Annotated in this window: 11 protein-coding genes and 1 pseudogene; 10 read left to right on the forward strand and 2 right to left on the reverse strand. The window is 68.3% G+C overall.

Features of this window, described 5'->3' with window-relative positions; all coding sequences use genetic code 11:
- The 5 genes from LL962_RS12485 to LL962_RS12505 form a co-directional block, all read left to right on the forward strand.
- The coding region (locus tag LL962_RS12485; protein WP_441004869.1) for a quinoprotein dehydrogenase-associated putative ABC transporter substrate-binding protein at positions 1-1722 on the forward strand (1722 nt) is incomplete at its 5' end.
- Between the two features lie 24 nt (positions 1723-1746).
- The gene (locus tag LL962_RS12490; protein ID WP_228317118.1) at positions 1747-2397 is read left to right on the forward strand and encodes a c-type cytochrome; all 651 of its coding nucleotides are present in this window, start codon (positions 1747-1749) and stop codon (positions 2395-2397) included.
- On the forward strand, positions 2394-3473 hold the full coding sequence (locus tag LL962_RS12495; protein WP_228317119.1) for a beta-propeller fold lactonase family protein: 1080 nt from the start codon (positions 2394-2396) through the stop codon (positions 3471-3473). Before LL962_RS12490 ends, LL962_RS12495 begins: the two co-directional genes overlap by 4 nt.
- 35 nt (positions 3474-3508) lie before the next feature.
- Positions 3509-4615, forward strand: coding sequence for an S-(hydroxymethyl)glutathione dehydrogenase/class III alcohol dehydrogenase (locus LL962_RS12500; RefSeq protein WP_104585804.1), 1107 nt, complete (start codon positions 3509-3511; stop codon positions 4613-4615).
- 12 nt (positions 4616-4627) lie between these two features.
- The gene (locus LL962_RS12505) at positions 4628-7012 is read left to right on the forward strand and encodes a TonB-dependent receptor (protein WP_228317120.1); all 2385 of its coding nucleotides are present in this window, start codon (positions 4628-4630) and stop codon (positions 7010-7012) included.
- Positions 7013-7117: 105 nt separating this feature from the next.
- Here the strand turns inward: LL962_RS12505 and LL962_RS12510 are convergent, their stop codons facing one another.
- Positions 7118-9088 carry a sigma-54-dependent Fis family transcriptional regulator gene (locus LL962_RS12510; protein ID WP_228317121.1) on the reverse strand — a complete coding sequence of 657 codons (1971 nt, stop codon included), beginning with the start codon at positions 9086-9088 and terminating at the stop codon, positions 7118-7120.
- Between the two features lie 399 nt (positions 9089-9487).
- Complete coding sequence (locus LL962_RS12515; RefSeq protein WP_104585798.1) at positions 9488-10420, reverse strand: carbohydrate kinase family protein; 933 nt, start codon at positions 10418-10420, stop codon at positions 9488-9490.
- A gap of 277 nt (positions 10421-10697) precedes the next feature.
- On the opposite strand from LL962_RS12515, the gene LL962_RS12520 reads away from it, so the two are divergent.
- The 5 genes and pseudogenes from LL962_RS12520 (at position 10698) to rodA (ending at position 16684) form a co-directional block, all read left to right on the forward strand.
- Positions 10698-11744, forward strand: a complete 1047-nt coding sequence (locus LL962_RS12520) for a rod shape-determining protein (protein WP_010368259.1) — start codon at positions 10698-10700, stop codon at positions 11742-11744.
- Between the two features lie 172 nt (positions 11745-11916).
- A pseudogene (gene mreC / locus LL962_RS12525) lies at positions 11917-12865 on the forward strand (rod shape-determining protein MreC); the annotation flags it as partial.
- Positions 12866-13019: 154 nt separating this feature from the next.
- On the forward strand, positions 13020-13505 hold the full coding sequence (gene mreD, locus LL962_RS12530; RefSeq protein ID WP_228317122.1) for a rod shape-determining protein MreD: 486 nt from the start codon (positions 13020-13022) through the stop codon (positions 13503-13505).
- A gap of 3 nt (positions 13506-13508) precedes the next feature.
- Positions 13509-15569, forward strand: coding sequence for a penicillin-binding protein 2 (gene mrdA, locus LL962_RS12535; protein ID WP_228317123.1), 2061 nt, complete (start codon positions 13509-13511; stop codon positions 15567-15569).
- Complete coding sequence (rodA, locus tag LL962_RS12540; protein WP_228317124.1) at positions 15566-16684, forward strand: rod shape-determining protein RodA; 1119 nt, start codon at positions 15566-15568, stop codon at positions 16682-16684. Before mrdA ends, rodA begins: the two co-directional genes overlap by 4 nt.
- The last annotated feature ends 190 nt before the right edge of the window (positions 16685-16874 follow it).

Consider the following 16874-nt stretch of genomic DNA (forward strand, 5'->3'; position numbering starts at 1 on the left):
CGCCGGCAGCCCGCTGCCGGCGCGCACGACATGGCCGCGCAGCTGCGCAGGGTGCTACTGGTTTGCAGCCTCGGACTCGTCGCTGGCGGCTGCACACGCGAGCCGTCCTCACCGACGGCTCGCGCTTCTGCCACCGCGCCCGCCGCGGTGACGCCCACACCCGCAGCGGCAGCTGCCGCACCGCCACCGGTACCCGATTCCACGGTGCTGCGGATATGCGCCGATCCGGGCAACATGCCGCTGTCCAACAAGGCCGGCGAGGGATTCCAGAACAGGATCGCGCAGGTGGTGGCCGAAGCCATGGGGCGGCGGCTGGACTACGAATGGCGCACCTACTACCAGCGCGGGCTGGCGCGCAGCACCATCAATGCCGGCCGTTGCGATGTGCTGATGGATCTCAACAGCGATTTCGAACAGGGGCTCACCACGGTGCCGCTCTATCGCTCCAGCTATGTGCTGGTGGCGCGCAAGGACCTGCAGCTGGCGCCCCGCACCCTGGACGATCCGGCGCTGAAATCGATCAGGCTGGGCGTGTTCCAGAGTTCGCCCGCGCGCCAGGCGCTGTACGAACACGGCGTCACTGGTGAGGTGCAGTACCTGTTCTACGATTCGGCCACCGCGCCGGAAGAACACCCTGGCAAGCTGGTGCAGCGCGTCGCCGCAGGCGAGCTGGATGCCGCCGAATCCTGGGGCCCGGTCGCCGGCTATTACGCTGCGCGCGCAGGCTTGGGCCTGGTACCGCTCAACACCGTCGACGATGCCGTGCTGGAGTATTCGATGGCCTGGGCGGTGGCGCGCAAGAATGCCGCGCTGCGCGATGCCTTGAACACGGCATTCGAACGCAGCGCCGGCAAGATCGAGGCCATTCTTCGCGATTACCGGGTGCCGCTGGTACGGTGCAGCGACTGCGTCGTGGCCGGCGATCTGCCGTCGCATGGGCCCTACGCCACACCGACACCGGCGCCGAAGTCGACCAGCCCGGCCGCGTCGTCGCAGGAGCTGGCGCAGTTGCAACTGCGCATCGCCGGCGGCGCCGACCCGAATCAGGAGCTTGCGCATGCGCTGGATGCCGGCGATGCGGTGCGCGCGGCCTGGTTGCTGCGGCACGGCGCCGATGCCAACCGGCCGAATCTGCTCGGCGAGCCGCCGCTGCATCAGGCCATCCGTAACCAGGAACCCGACCTGGTGGGTCTGCTGCTGGATGCCGGCGCGCGGCTGGACGCCCGCGATGCCGGTGGATGGACCGCGCTGATGAAGGCCGCCTGGGCCAACGATGCCGACAGCGTCGACCGGCTACTGCGCAAGCGTGCGTCGGTGGACGCGGTGTCCGGCGATGGCTGGAGCGCACTGGAACTGGCAGTGGCGTACGCCGATGTGGAGGTGGTGCGGTCGTTGCTGACCGCCGGAGCGGATGCGCGGCGCGCCAACGCCACCGGGTTCACGCCGGTGATGTTTGCGGTGGCGCGCGACGACCCGGCCATCCTCGATGCGGTGCTCGCACGCGGAGCCGACGCGGGGCACGCCAATCGGGCCGGCGTCACTGCCTTGATGCTGGCAGCCGCGGCCGGCCGCGAGCAGGTCGCCAGACGCCTGCTGGCTGCCGGTGCCGATCCGGCGGTGCGCAATCGCGAAGGCAAGACGGCGGCGGCGCTGGCACAGGACCGTGGCGATACCGCGCTGGCCACCCTGCTGAGCGATACCGCCCGCCCCTCCAGACACTGACCGCTTCTTCCGCCGCGCGCATCTGTGCGTGGCGTTCCCTCCGATCAGAAAGGTTCGTCCATGCGCAAGACCATCGTTGGTTGTCTCGATCGTTCCGTCCGTGCAGCGTTATGCAGCGTGCTGCTCAGTGCAATGTTGGCGGCATGCGGCAAGGAGGAAGCGCCGCCTGGCCCGGCGCGCGATGCGGCCGCGCCTCCCGCCGCCAGCACGCCGGCAGCGGCGACCACAGCGCCGCCACCCGCTGCCGCGCCGGCGGCCATGCCCAATCTCGCCGCCGGGCCGGCGCCGGATCCGGCTACGCCGCCTACGCCTCCAGCCACGGTGGTTCCGATTCCCAAGGGGCCGGAAGTCAAGGTCACGCCGGAACTGGTGGCCGAAGGCAAGAAGATCTATTTTTCCGCCGGCTGCAATGCCTGCCACGGCGGTACCGGGGGTGGTGGCATGTGCCCGCCGTTGACCAACGACATCTGGGTCTATGGCAGCGACGACGACACCTTGCGTGCGCTGATCAGCGAAGGCACCGCCGCGATGATCACCCATGGCAAGACCCGGATCGGCCACGAAAAAGTGGTGGGGCAGATGCCGCCGTTCGCACCGGTGCTCAAGCCCGGCGATACCGAAAAGCTGCTCGCCTTCATCCATTCCATCAACAAGACCGCAGGCAAGGCGCAATGAGGCCTGGCGTCTCCAGAGCGGTTTGCGGCACTTGGCTGCGCCTGCGTGCGGTGGCTGCACTCGGCGCGCTGGTGCTGCTGGCCGGCTGCCAGCGCGATGCGCCTGTGACTGCCTCCACGGCGAGGTCCGCTCCCCTCGCGCCGCCGCTCTCCACCGATGCAACGCCCGCGCCTGCGACTGCGCCGGTGTTTGCGTATGTGCCCAATCAGCGCAGCGGCACGGTGTCGGTGATCGATACCCGCAGCGATACGGTGGTGCGTACCCTCACCGGACAAGGCCAGTTGGGCAATCGCCTGCAGCAACTGTTGCCCGGGGCACAGGGCCACCTGTACCTGATCGATGCGCAACACCACCGATTGATCGAGCTGGACATCGCCAAGGACAGCGTGCTGCGCAGCGTGCAGATCGGCGAGAACGCCGAAGGCATCGCGCGCTCGCCCGATGGCAGGCAGTTCGCGGTGTGCGTGGAGGGGCAGAACCAGGTGATGCTGATCGATGCCGCACGCTTTACGGTGCAGCAGGTCATCGCCACGCGTGGGCAGGCACCGGAGCACTGCGCGTATACACCCGATGGCAAGTGGCTGCTGACCAGCAACGAAGGCTCCAACGACATGGACCTGATCGATCTGACCACGCAGCGCTCGATCGGCGTGGTGGCCACCAGCGGCCACCCACGCGGCATGGCCTTCGCGCCGGATGGTCATCGCGTCTACATCGCGCAGGAAACGGCCGACGTGGTGGATGTGATCGACCTGCAGACCCGCACCCGCCGCGCCAGTCTGCCGGCTGGCGTGCGCACCGCCGGGGTTGCCCTGTCTGCGGACGGCGTGCGTCTGTATGCCTCCAATGGTGGCGCCGGGACGGTCAGCGTGATCGACACCCGCAGCGCACGCCGCCTGGCCGAGATCCCGGTCGGGTTGCGGCCATGGAACCCGGCGCTGACCCCGGCCGGCGACAAGCTGTACGTGGCGAACGGGCGCTCCAATACGGTGAGCGTGATCGACACCGCCAGCCTGCGCGAACGCAAACAGATCCCTGTCGGCGAACTGCCGTGGGGCGTGGTCATCGCGCGCTGAGTGGCCGCCATGCCCACGCGCGCCAGGGAGGCGGGATGAAGACACGCGCTGCGGTGGCCTGGGGCCCGCATCAGCCGCTGACCATCGAAGAAGTGGAGCTGCAGCCGCCGCGCCCCGGCGAGGTCCTGGTGCGGCTGGTCGCCACCGGCATCTGCCATGGCGATGTGCACGCACTGGCCCACGGGCATGCGGCCAGCTTCCCGGCGATCCTGGGGCAGGAAGGCGCCGGTGTGGTGGAAGCGGTGGGTATCGGCGTCACCAGCGTGCAGGCCGGCGACCATGTCATCCCGCTGTACATGCCCGAATGCGGGGTCTGCAAGTTCTGCCGATCCGGCCGTACCAACCTGTGCCAGGCGATTCGCAGCAGCCAGGAGCGCGGGCTGATGCCCGATGGCAGCAGCCGGTTCTCGCTGCACGGGCGCCCGATCCTGCATCACATGGGTACCAGCACCTTTTCCGAGTACACCGTGCTGCCCGAGATCGCGGTGGCGCGCATCCCGCGCGAGGCCGCGCTGGAGCAGGTCTGTCTGCTCGGCTGCACGGTCACCACGGGGGTGGGCGCGGTCCTCACCGGCGCGCACGTGCGTCCCGGCGATAGCGTGGCGGTGTTCGGCCTGGGCGGCATCGGGCTGTCGGTGGTGCAGGGCGCGGTGCTGGCGCAGGCCGGGCGCATCGTGGGAGTGGATATCGATCCGGGCAAGTTCGCGCTGGCGCGCGCGCTGGGCGCCACCGATTGCCTGGATCCACGCGACTACGGCGCGCCGATCCAGCAGGTGATCGTGGATCTCACCGACGGTGGCGCCGACCACAGTTTCGAATGCGTCGGCGATGTGGGCACGATGCGGGCGGCGCTGGAGTGTTGCCACAAGGGCTGGGGCGAGAGCGTCATTCTCGGCCTGGCCGACGCTGCGCAGGAAATCAGTACCCGCCCGTTCCAGCTGGTCACCGGGCGGGTGTGGCGCGGCAGCGCATTCGGCGGGGTGAAAGGGCGCAGCGAGTTGCCCGGCTATGTGGAGCGCTGCCTGCGCGGCGAAATCCGGTTGGCACCACTGATCACCCGCACGCTGGCGCTGGACGAGATCAACCAGGGGTTGGCGGATCTGCGCGCCGCGCGCGGCATCAAATCGATCGTGCTTTATTGACGGAGACGCGACATGACAGCAGCCACACGCAGGAACGCGCCGTTGCGGCGCCACGCATTGGTGGGCGCCTGTGCCCTGGCATCGCTGGCCGGCGCTGCCAGGGCGCTGGCGGCAGAGGCGGCGCAGGTCACCTGGCTGGATCGCGTCGAGGTCACCGCCACGCCGGTCCCCGGCACCACCATCGATGCGGGGCAGCTGCCGTACATGGTGCAGTCGGCCAACACGGCCGACCTGTCGCGCGGGCGCAGCAACAATCTCGGCGATCTGCTGCAGCGGCGCTTCGTCGGCGTGGATGGCAACGATGTGCAGGGCAGCGCGTTCCAGAACGACCTCACCTTCCACGGCTTCCGCGCCTCGGCCTTGCCGGGCGCCTCGCAGGGCGTATCGGTGTATCTGGATGGCGTACGCCTCAACGAACCGTTCGCCGACATCGTCAGCTGGGACATGCTGCCCGAAGCGGCGATCACGGCGGTGACCCTGATGCCCGGTTCCAACCCGCTGTTCGGTCCGAACACGCTGGGGGGCGCGGTGGTGTTGTCCACTGCCTCCGGACTCACCGCACCGGGCGTGCAGGGCGAGTTGAGTCTGGGCAGCGGCGCGCGCAGGCGCCTGGATGCCAGCTATGGCGTCGCCGGCGCGGACGGCTGGCATGGGTTCATCGCAGTGACCGGTTTCGACGAGAACGGCTGGCGCGATGCGTCCGAAGGCCGGCTGGGCACGCTGTTCGGCAAGCTCGGTCGGCAGGGCGAGCAGACCGACTGGAGCCTGTCGCTGCTGCACGGGCGCAGCCGCCTGATCGGCAACGGCCTGCTGCCGCAGACGCGTTACACCGACGAAGGGCCTGAGCCCGGGCTGTATCGCGCCGACCGCCGCGCGGTATACACCTCGCCGGACCTCACCCGCAATCGCAACACGCTGCTGACCGCGCAGCTGGATCATCGCTTCGATGCCGACACCGCATTGCACGCGCTGGCCTATTCGCGCGTGGGCCGGCGCGACACCGTCAACGGCGACATCGGCGAAGACTACGAAGAGTTCGTCGAAGAGTGCGCGTCCGGCTATGCCGCAGACGGCACCGCGCTGGACGCCGATTGCGGGATCGCGCGCGCCGATGCCGATGCGCTGCCGACCGGGGCACTCAACACCACATGGATGCGCCAGGATGCGCAGGGGCTGGCGCTCAACCTGACCGGGCAGTGGGGTGCGCATGCGCTCAGCACCGGCGTGACCTTCGATCGCGGTCATGTCCGGTATCGACAGTTCGCCCGCGATGGCTGGGTACAGCCGGATCGCTCGGTGCTGGCCGATCCCGATGCCGAGCGGACGTTCTTCTCCGGCGTGCGCGGCAGCACCAAGACGCTGGGCGCCTTCGTCGCCGATACCTGGGCGATCGACCAGGCGACCCATCTCACTGCGGCAGTGCGCTGGAATCGGGTGGTGGTGGACAACATCCTCTCCACTGCCGAGGACGGCGACCGCCCGCGCGAGCGCTTCGTCTACGTCAAGGCCAATCCCTCGCTGGGGCTGACCCATCGGCTCGCTTCCGGGCTGACCGTGTACGGCTCGGTGGCGCAGAACACGCGCGCGCCCACCGCCATCGAGCTGGGCTGTGCCGATCCGACCCAGCCGTGCCGCCTCCCCACCGGCCTGCAGGCCGATCCACCGCTGGAGCAGATCGTCTCGCGCACGGTCGAAGTGGGCGCGCGCTGGGCGCCATCGGCCGACACCCAGGCGACGCTGTCGCTGTACCGGGCCGATAACCGCGACGACATCCTGTTCCTGCGCGCGCCCGATACCCAGCTGGGGTACTTCGACAACGTCGGCCGTACCCGCTACCAGGGCGCAGATCTGGCGCTGCAGCAGCGCAGCGGCCGCTGGCAGTGGTCGGCCGGCTACAGCTACCTGGACGCGACCTACCGCAGCAGCGGCGAATTGTTGTCCGGCGAGCGCGTGATCGCGCTGCGGCCCGGCCTGCGCATTGCCGCACTGCCGCGGCACAATTTCAAGGCCGCGGTGGAATGGCAGCGCGATGCGCTGACCCTGGGCGCCGGCGTGCGCGCGGTGTCCGGGCGCGTGGCCAGCGGCAACGAGGACGGTCAGGTCGACAATGCCGAAGCGGGCGAAGCCGCGCCCGAGCGCATCGACATCGGCACTGCCGGCTATGCCCTGGTCGACCTGCAGGCGCGTTGGACCATCACTCCACGCGTGTCGTTATTCGCGCGGATCGACAATGTGTTCGACCGCCACTACGCCACCTATGCCGCCGTGGCCGAAGACGTGTTCCCCGACGGCGAGCTGGCCCGCCCGCAAGATGCACCGGTAGAAACCGGCCCGGCGCGTTTTCTCGCACCCGGCGTACCCAGGCAGTATGTGGTCGGGCTGCGTTGGGCGCTTTGAGGCGGGGATTCGGAATTCGGGATTCGTGATTCGTAAACGCCGATGCACCGGCGGCGCCGACTGCTAGCTGTTGCCAATCCCCAATCCCGAATCCCGGCCCCCGATTCATCCGGTAGCCAGACCATGCTTGCGCAGCTTGCGATACAGCGTATTGCGGCTGATGCCCAGCGCATCGGCGGTGCGGCTGACATTCCAGCGGTGGCGTTCGAGTTGTTGCTGCAGCACCATGCGTTCGGCCTGATCCAGCGCGACGCGGCCCGGCATGTCGTCGGCGGCCACCGCGCGGCCATCCACCAGGCAGGGGGCGCTTCCGGCGTCGACGATCTCCTGCGGCAGGTTGGGCAGGCGGATCACGCCACCGCTGCACAGCACCGCCGCGGTGCGCAGCACATTGCGCAACTGGCGCAGGTTGCCCGGCCATGCGTAGCTGAGCAGCTTGTGCATGGCCTCCTCGCTGATGCGCACGCTGCGTTCGGGGTTTTCCTCGTGCAGCAGGGTGCGGATCAACTCGGCCTTGTCGCTGCGTTCGCGCAGCGGCGGCAGGTGCATGACCACGCCGTTGAGTCGGTAATACAGGTCTTCGCGGAACTCCCCTGCGGCCACGCGCTGGGCCAGATCGCGATGGCTGGCGCTGATGACGTGCAGTTCCAGCGCGACCGTGCGCTCGCTGCCCAGCGGCGTGACGCACTGGTCTTCCAGTACGCGCAGCAGGCGGCTCTGCAACGGCAGCGGCATGTCGCCGATTTCGTCCAGGAACAAGGTGCCACCGCTGGCCTGCAACAGTTTGCCGTGACGTCCTTCGCGCGCAGCGTCGGTGAACGCCCCGCGCGCATAGCCGAACAGTTCGCTTTCGATCAGCGCCTCCGGAATCGCGGCGCAGTTGATCGCCACGAACGCCCCGCTGGACCAGGGCGAGCCGCGATGCACGGCCTTGGCGAATTCTTCCTTGCCGGTGCCGGTGTCGCCGCGCAGCAGGATGGAGACCCGGTGCGCCGCCAGCTTCAATGCATTGGCCAGGTTATGGCGCATCCGCGGATCGGAGCCGATGTGCTCGCCCGGTGCGGCGGCAGTGTCCGGCACCGCCGCCGCGGCTCCGCCCACGCCCGACGGCGACGGACGCGCACGGGGCGGGCGTACCAGCGCGTAGAAGCGGCGCCCGTGGCAGGCGCAGCGGATCGACCACACCGTGCCGGCGTCGCTGCCGGCGCGGTGTTCGAGGGTGTCGAAGTCCAGTTGCATCACCTGCGAGATGTCGCGCCCCACCAATAGGCTGCGATCGATCTTGCCCAGCTGTTCGAGCACCGCTTCGTTCACCGCCAGCACGCGGCCGTCGGTGCCGATGGCGATCAAGGCTTCGTGCAGCAGGCCGGCGAATTCCGGGCGGCTGTGGAAGCGCAGGATGTAGGCGTGGGCGAACTCGTTGAGAAAATGCGAGCGCGAGATCTGCGCGGCGGACATGCTCACCAACGCCATGGTATGGCGCTGGATCTGTTTGCTGTCCTGCGCATTGGGCGTGGAGGCGTCCAGCACCGCCAGCAGGCCGCCGTGCGGATCCAGGATGGGCGCGCCGCTGCAGGAGAGCGGCAGGTGCCGGGTCAGGTAATGCTCGCCGCGGTGCACGCTCACCGGCGTGCGCTCGGCCGCGCACGTGCCCAGCCCGTTGGTGCCCTGATGGCATTCGTCCCAACTGGCGCCGCACAGCAAGCCGGCCTGGCGGAACTCGTGCACCAGCGTGGCATCGTGCACGCTGTGCAATACCGTGGCCTGGGCATCGGCAAAGATCACCGCATAGCCGCTGCCGGCGATCTGCTCGTACAGGTTCTCCATTTCCACCTTGGCGATACGCAGCACCTCGCCGAGGCGCTGCTGGCGCTCGCGCAGGTGCAGGGCGTCATGGACCAGCGGGGCGGGCGTGGCCTCGGGCAGCAGCGCGTAGTCGTCCAGGCAGCGCCGCCACGAGCGCGTCAGCGGCGGCGCCAGTGGCGCGATGTCGCGCAACCGTCGGATCTGCCGTAGCAGGTCGGGCTCGAACTCCGGCGAAACCTGGGAATCGGCGATAACGCTTGGCTCTGACATGGGCCAGCGTTCCTCAGTGGGCGCGAGGCGTCAGTAGAGACACAAACCGTGGTGATGCTCAAACTGCATTGCAGCAAAGTGCGCTGTCGCCGCTGACGATGCCGCGCTGTCGGCATAAAGCCCCTCTGCCCAAGGGGCGAGAAGGCACGGCTTACTCGCCACTGGCGCGTGTGCCTTGGAGCGCCCGTGCCGCGAGCGCGGGCCGGGGCGCAGCGCGGGGGCTGGGGTGAGGGTACGGGGCGAGGCAGTGAAGCAGTCGGTGATTCAGGTCTGATGGCGCGTGGCGACGCGTTTGTCATGACAGGTGACGGTAGATCTCCGAGGCGCACCCTCATCCGCCCCTGCGGGACACCTTCTCCCAAGGGAAGAAGGGCAAGCGCTGATCAGCGGCGGTGCGCGTCAGAGCGCGTAACCGAACTGCTGCTTGAACTGATCGTTGAATTCGGCGAAGTCGAAGCGCTGGTTCTGCGTACCCGGGTGCTCCACCTTCAGCGCGCCCATCAGGTTGCCCATGCGGCCGATGGTCAGCCAGTCGTAGTTGTGCTGGATGCCGTAGATCAGCCCGGCGCGGAACGCATCGCCGCAGCCGGTGGGATCGACCACGCGGCGCTCGTGCGCCGGCGGAATGTCGTAGGTCTTCTCCGGGGTGTGCACCAGTGCGCCCTTGGGACCCTGGGTGGTGATGTAGGCCTGCACGCGCGAGACGATGTCCTTTTCGTCCCAGCCGGTGCGTTCCTGCAGCAGATTGGACTCGTAGTCGTTGACCACCACGTAGTCGGCCTGCTCGATGAACTGGCGCAGCTCCGGGCCGTTGAACAGCGGCATGGCCTGGCCGGGGTCGAAGATGAAGGGGACGCCGCCGGTAGCGAACTCTTCCGCGTTCTGGATCATGCCTTCGCGCCCGTCCGGGCCGACCAGGCCCAGGGTCACCCCCGGCACGTCCTTCACGTGGTTCTCGTAGCTGCGCATCATCGCGCCCGGGTGGAAGGCGGTGATCTGGTTGTTGTCGTGGTCGGTGGTGATGAACGCCTGCGGGGTGAATAGGTCGTCGATGATCTTCACGCGCGACAGGTCGATGCCCAGGGCCTCGAAGTGCTCGCGGTAGGGGCCGAAATCCTGGCCAACGGTGCCCATCGGAATCGGTGCGCCGCCGAGCAGGTGCAGGTTGTAGGCGATGTTGCCGGCACAGCCGCCGAACTCGCGGCGCATGCGCGGCACCAGGAACGAGACGTTCAGGATGTGCACCTTGTCCGGCAGGATGTGGTTCTTGAACTGGTCCGGAAACACCATGATGGTGTCGTAGGCGAGGGAACCACAGATCAGTGCGGACATCGAATCAGGCCTTTGCGTAGGGAAATACCCGCCAGTTGCCGGGCATGGCAGCGGGACGGCGCGTGCGCCGCGGCGCAAAGGGTAACGGCTGCGACCGATCAGGGCCACAACCGCATGCCATGGCCGGCGTGACCGGCACATGAAAACGGGGCCGGGGCGGCCGATTTTTCCTTGCTCACCCCGGGGGGGATTGCTAGGCTAGCCGACTTCGTTTTCTGCCCAAATTTTCGCCACTCTGGCGGTAGGGCGCGCGACTCACCCAGGAACAACTCCCTCGATGTTCAAGAAACTGCGCGGCATGTTCTCCAACGACCTGTCCATCGATCTGGGCACGGCCAATACGCTGATCTACGTGCGCGGGCAGGGCATCGTGCTGAACGAGCCATCGGTGGTGGCGGTGCGTCAGGACCGTGCGATCGGCGGTACGCGCTCGGTGGCGGCGGTCGGCGCCGAGGCCAAGCAGATGCTCGGCAGGACTCCCGGCCATATCACCACCATCCGCCCGATGAAGGATGGCGTGATCGCCGACTTCACCTACACCGAGGCGATGCTGAAGCACTTCATCAAGAAGGTGCACAAGTCGCGCGTGCTGCGTCCCAGCCCGCGCGTGCTGGTCTGCGTGCCGGCCGGCTCCACCCAGGTCGAGCGCCGCGCCATCAAGGAATCGGCGGAAGAGGCCGGTGCGCGCGACGTCTACCTGATCGAAGAGCCGATGGCCGCGGCGATCGGTGCCGGCATGCCGGTGACCGAGGCGCGCGGTTCGATGGTCATCGATATCGGCGGAGGCACCACCGAGGTGGCGGTGATCTCGCTCAACGGCATCGTCTACTCGCAGTCGGTGCGGGTGGGCGGCGACCGCTTCGACGAGTCGATCACCAACTACGTGCGCCGCAACCACGGCATGCTGATCGGCGAAGCCACCGCCGAGCGGATCAAGCTGCAGATCGGCTGCGCCTATCCGCAGGACGAGGTGCAGGAGATGGAGATCTCCGGCCGCAACCTGGCCGAGGGCGTGCCCAAGATGATCAAGATCAACTCCAACGAGGTGCTGGAAGCGCTGCACGAGCCGCTGTCGGGCATTGTGTCCGCAGTCAAGCTGGCGCTGGAGCAGACCCCGCCGGAACTGTGCGCCGACGTGGCCGAGCGCGGCATCGTGCTCACCGGCGGCGGCGCGCTGCTGCGCGACCTGGACCGGTTGATCTCCGAGGAAACCGGCCTGCACGTGCAGGTGGCCGACGACCCGCTCACCTGCGTGGCCCGCGGCGGTGGTCGCGCGCTGGAGCTGGTGGACATGCATGGCAACGAGTTCTTCGCTCCAGAGTGATGGAGCTGGGAATGGGGAATCGGGAATGGGGAATCGTCAAAGCATTCCCTGCCTGCTGCCCTGCGCGGTTGCGACGCGGTCCCGCCGATGTGAGTTTTAGCCTCAGCCGCATCGAGGGCAGCACAGCGCTCTCCGATTCCCCATTCCCGAATCCCCAATCCCGGCCCTGACAGTGCCCTCCTACGCCGGTCCTCCCGTCGCCTCCCGTCCGGGCGAAGTCACCTCCACACTGCGGTTGCTGGTCTATCTGGTGCTGGCGGTCGTGCTGATCGGACTCGATAGCCGTGGTGGCTGGCTGAGCCAGCTGCGTTTGCAGGCCAATCTGCTGATCCAGCCTATTTGGGCGGTGGCCGGGCTGCCGGGGCGGATCGGCTCGCAGGTGCGCGACAACGCTGCCACCCATGCGCAGTTGGTGGAGGAAACCCGCGACCTGCGCAATCAGCTGCTGGTGGCCAATGCCCGCCTGACCCGGCTGCAGACCGCCGCGCTGGACAACGCGCAGTTGCGCGAACTGCTCAACGTGGCCGAGCGCCGCGGCCTGGACGTGCAGCTGGCGCCGATCCTGGATATCGACCTGGACCCCACCCGCCAGCGCCTGCTGCTGGATGCCGGCAGCCGCGACGGCGTGCGGTTGGGCCAGGCGGTGATCGATGCCGGCGGTTTGATGGGCCAGGTGATCGAAGTGACCCCGCTGCATTCCACCGTGCTGCTGCTGACCGACCCCGATCATGCGGTGCCGGTCAGCGTTGCGCGCAATGGCGTGCGCCTGATCGTCTACGGCCGCGGCGACCGCCTGGAACTGCGCGACATCCCGCTCAGTGCCGGCGTGCAGGTGGGCGACGAGATCGTCACCTCCGGCCTGGGCGGCCGCTTCCCGGCCGGCTTCCCGGTCGGCAAGGTCTCCGAACTGCATCCGGACGACACCCACGCCTTCCTGGTCGGCGAACTGACCCCGGCGGCCAAGCTGGATCGGGGCCGGGATGTGTTGTTGCTGCGGGCGGGCAAGCCGTTGCGGGTAGTGCCGGGAGAGCCGGGAGAGCCGGGACCCGGGACCCGGGACCCGGGACCCGGCAACAGCAACAGCAACAGCAACAGCAACGATGGTAGTGCCTCTGCCCGGGACCCGGCCTCTCAGCAGTCGGCGGAGCGTGTGCGCCCGGATGCCGCGGCGGCCGTTACCGCGACACGCCCCGCTTCTGCCCGGGTCCCGGGTCCCGGGTCCCGGCTCCCGGCTGGCTCCGGATCCCGGGTCCCGTCTCCACAGGAGACGGACCAATGACCCGCATGCGCAATACCTGGATCCTGCCGGTCAGCATCTTCGTTGCGCTGTTGCTGGGGCTGCTGCCGTTGCCGGCGCTGGTACAGCCGCTGCGTCCGTACTGGCTGGCGCTGGTGCTGGCCTATTGGGTGATCGAAGCGCCCGACCGGGTCGGGCTGGGCGTGGCTTTCGTGGCCGGGGTGCTGGCAGATCTGCTGTATGGCGGGCTGCTCGGCGAGCAGGCGCTGCGGCTGGTGATCATGACCTTCATCCTGCAGCGCTTCCGCGCGCGGATGCGGTTTTTTCCGCTCTCCCAGCAGGCGCTGGCCATCGGGGGGTTGCTGCTGAACGACCGCATCGTGTCCTCGGCCGTGCATCTGGCGGTGGGCGAGCCGACCCTGCCGTGGAGCTACTGGTGGGCGCCGCTGCTGGGCATGGCGCTGTGGCCGCCGCTGTTCGTGCTGCTGGATGCGGTGCGGCTGGGCAAGCGGAGCAAGAAGTAGCCCATGCACGGTCGTCGCCAGGCCAAGAATCCGCACGCCGAAGCCGAGCAGTTCCGCCGCCGCGCGGTGCTGGGCTTTGCGATGGTGGTCGTCTGCCTGGTCGGCCTGGGCGGGTGGTACTTCAAGCTGCAGGTGCTCGACCACGAGGTCTACGCCACCCGCTCGGAAGCCAACCGCATCAAGCCCAAGCCGGTGGTCCCCGGGCGCGGCATGATCTACGACCGCAGCGGCCGGTTGCTGGCCGAGAACGTGCCGGCGTTCCGCCTGGACGTGACCCCGGACAAGGTGGCCGACATGGACGCCATGCTGGCTGCGCTGGGCAAGGTGATCCCGATCGCGCCGGAGGATCTGGAGCGCTTCAAGCGCGAACGCCGCGCGCGCCGCAGCTTCCTGCCGGTGACGCTGAAGCTGCGCATGAGCGACGAGGAAATGGCGCGCTTCGCGGTGGAGCGCTGGCGCTTCCCGGGCGTGGAGCTGGAACCGTACCTGACCCGGCGCTATCCGTTCGGGCCGCTGTTCGCGCACATCATCGGCTACGTCGGCCGCATCGACGAAAAGGATCTGGCGGTCCTCGGCGAGGGCAACGCTGCGCTCACCCACATGGGCAAATCCGGGCTGGAACGCTACTACGAGCAGGATCTGCGCGGGCAGGTCGGCTACGAGCAGGTCGAGACCAACGTGCAGGGCCGCGCCATCCGCACCGTGGGCCGGGTCGCACCGCAGTCCGGCGCCGATCTGCGGCTGTCGGTCGACGCCGACCTGCAGCGCGCGATGGTGGCCGCGTTCGGCGAGCACGAAGGCGCGGCGATCGCAATGGACCCACGTACCGGCGAGATCCTGGGCATGGTCAGCCTGCCCAGCTACGATCCCAATCTGTTCGTGAACGGCATCTCGCACAGCGATTTCCGCATGCTCAACGACAACCCGTCGCGGCCGCAGTTCAACCGGCTGGTGCTGGGTGGCGTGGCGCCGGGCTCCACGCTCAAGCCGCTGATCGCGCTGGCGGGGCTGGACAGCGGCCTGCGGCGTCCGGAGGACCGGGTGTTGTCCACGGGCATGTTCTATCTGCCCGGAGTCAGCCGCGGCTGGGGCGATTCGCACCGTGGCGGGCATGGCTGGACCGATCTGCGCAAGTCGATCGCGCAGTCGGTCAATACGTATTACTACCGCCTGGCGGTGGACATGGGGATCGAGCGCTTCGACCGTTACATGTCCGACTACGGCTTCGGCCAGCCCACCGGGGTGGACCTGCTGGGCGAGATCGGCGGCATCCTGCCGTCGCCTGCCTACAAGTACAAGACCCGCAAGGAACGCTGGTATCCCGGCGATACGGTCAACATCGCCATCGGCCAGGGCGACTGGAAGGTGACTCCGCTGCAGCTGGTGCGCGGGGTCTCGGCGATCGCCAGCGGCCTGCTGCTGCGCCCGCATCTGGTGCTGGAGCAGCGCACCGGTTTCGATCACCCGTGGCAACCGATGATCCAGCCGCCGGGCAAGCCGCTGAGCCCGAGCCCGGCGCATCTGCAGGTGGTGCGCGAGGGCATGATGGACACCATGCGACCGGGCGGTACCGGTTATGCCATCACCCCCGGCGCGCCGTACCAGATGGCCGGCAAGACCGGTACCGCACAGGTGGTCAGCCGCAAGGGCGTGGCGGCGGTGGACCCGCGCAGCCTGCCGCTGCATCTGCGCCACCGTGGCCTGTTCGTCGGCTTTGCGCCCGCCGACAATCCGGTCATCGCGGTGGCGGTGGCGGTGGAAGGCGGCGGCTTCGGTACCAGTTCGGCGGCACCGATCGCACGCAAGATCTTCGACGCCTGGTTGCTGGGCAAGATGCCGGCCGGACTGGAGCCGCTGGATAGCGAGCTCGGCATGACCGCAGTGGGCATCAACCAGTTCGAGGCCGGTGCCACCGATGCGCGTCAGGCCGGCGACGCGGCCGCCGCCGCACTGGAAGAGCTGCCGGTGATGATCGGCCAGACCGCGGTTGCGCTGGACCCCACCACGCCGGCGCAACCGGTGGTGCCGGATGTCCCGGATACGGTGCAGGAGACCGACCATTGAGCGACATCCTGCGCTGGCTGGTGGACATGGCTGCGCGCTTCACGCGCAGCCTGGACTGGGTGCTGTGCCTGGCGCTCGGCAGCTTGATGGCGATCGGCCTGTCGGTGCTCAAGAGCGCAGGCGGCACTGCCGAGGGCGATCACCTGGTGATGGCGCAGGGCGTGCGCTTCGTCATCGGCACCGGCGCGATGTGGTGCATCTCGCGCATGTCGGTGCTGCGCCTGCGGGCGTGGACGCCGTGGATCTATGGCCTGTCGATGCTGCCGTTGCTGGCGGTGTTCGTGCTGGGCACCGGCAAGTACGGCCGCCAGTGGCTGGACCTGAAAGTGTTCTACCTGCAGCCGGCCGAACTGCTCAAGATCAGCCTGCCGATGATGGCCGCCTGGTATCTGCACCGCATGCCGCTGCCGCCGCGCATTTCCACCGTGCTGGTCACCTGCATGATCATCGGCGTACCGACCGCGTTGATCATGTTGCAGCCGGACTTCGGCACCGGCGTGCTGATCGCTGCCAGCGGCGTGTTCGTGCTGCTGCTGGCCGGATTGCCGTGGTGGTGGGTGGCGGTGGGCGTGAGCGGTGTGGCGGCAGCGGCGCCGGTGGCCTGGTTCTGGCTGCTGCGTCCGTACCAGAAGGACCGCATCATGATGTTCCTCAACCCCGAGAACGACGCGCTCGGCGCCGGCTGGAACATCATCCAGTCCAAGATCGCGATCGGCTCGGGCGGGTTGGACGGCAAGGGCTGGGGGCTGGGCTCGCAATCGCATCTGAACTTCATCCCCGAGCAGACCACCGACTTCGCGTTCTCGGTGCTGAGCGAGGAGTTCGGCTGGATCGGCGTGGCCACCGTGCTGACCCTGTACCTGATCGTCATCGGCCGTTGCCTGTGGATCGCCGCGCAGGCGCGCGATACCTATTCGCGCCTGATCGCCGGCGCTACCGGTCTGGCCTTCTTCGTCTATGTGCTGGTCAACGGCGGCATGATCTCCGGCCTGCTGCCGGTAGTGGGCGTGCCGATGCCGCTGATGAGTTATGGCGGCACCTCGGCGGTGTCGCTGCTGGCAGGCCTGGGGTTGGTGATGGCGGTGAAGTCGCATCGACCGGTGCACGGATACTGAGGCGCGAGGTCTCGAACGCGTATCGCCAACGCGTCAGCCCCGGTGTCTGCGCGCGAGGTTGTAACTGATTGCGTCGCGCGGCTCGGCAGACGCGGGGCACGCCTGCACGCTGCATCGTTTGCGGTTGTCACAGCGGTCCGTTGCCGTGTTGCCGCGCTGCGACACATCGCATGTTCTGTGCATTGCTGCG

The organism is Xanthomonas sp. NCPPB 1067 (genome assembly GCF_020783795.1).
Classification (GTDB): domain Bacteria; phylum Pseudomonadota; class Gammaproteobacteria; order Xanthomonadales; family Xanthomonadaceae; genus Xanthomonas; species Xanthomonas melonis.

What these genes read in the sequence shown, in the direction of transcription:
- LL962_RS12495 (WP_228317119.1), top strand. Translation starts at nt 2,394, where the DNA reads ATGAGGCCTGGCGTCTCCAGAGCGGTTTGCGGCACTTGGCTGCGCCTG.
- LL962_RS12500 (WP_104585804.1), top strand. Translation starts at nt 3,509, where the DNA reads ATGAAGACACGCGCTGCGGTGGCCTGGGGCCCGCATCAGCCGCTGACC.
- LL962_RS12505 (WP_228317120.1), top strand. Translation starts at nt 4,628, where the DNA reads ATGACAGCAGCCACACGCAGGAACGCGCCGTTGCGGCGCCACGCATTG.
- LL962_RS12510 (WP_228317121.1), bottom strand. Translation starts at nt 9,088, where the DNA reads ATGTCAGAGCCAAGCGTTATCGCCGATTCCCAGGTTTCGCCGGAGTTC.
- LL962_RS12515 (WP_104585798.1), bottom strand. Translation starts at nt 10,420, where the DNA reads ATGTCCGCACTGATCTGTGGTTCCCTCGCCTACGACACCATCATGGTG.
- LL962_RS12520 (WP_010368259.1), top strand. Translation starts at nt 10,698, where the DNA reads ATGTTCAAGAAACTGCGCGGCATGTTCTCCAACGACCTGTCCATCGAT.
- mreD (WP_228317122.1), top strand. Translation starts at nt 13,020, where the DNA reads ATGACCCGCATGCGCAATACCTGGATCCTGCCGGTCAGCATCTTCGTT.
- mrdA (WP_228317123.1), top strand. Translation starts at nt 13,509, where the DNA reads ATGCACGGTCGTCGCCAGGCCAAGAATCCGCACGCCGAAGCCGAGCAG.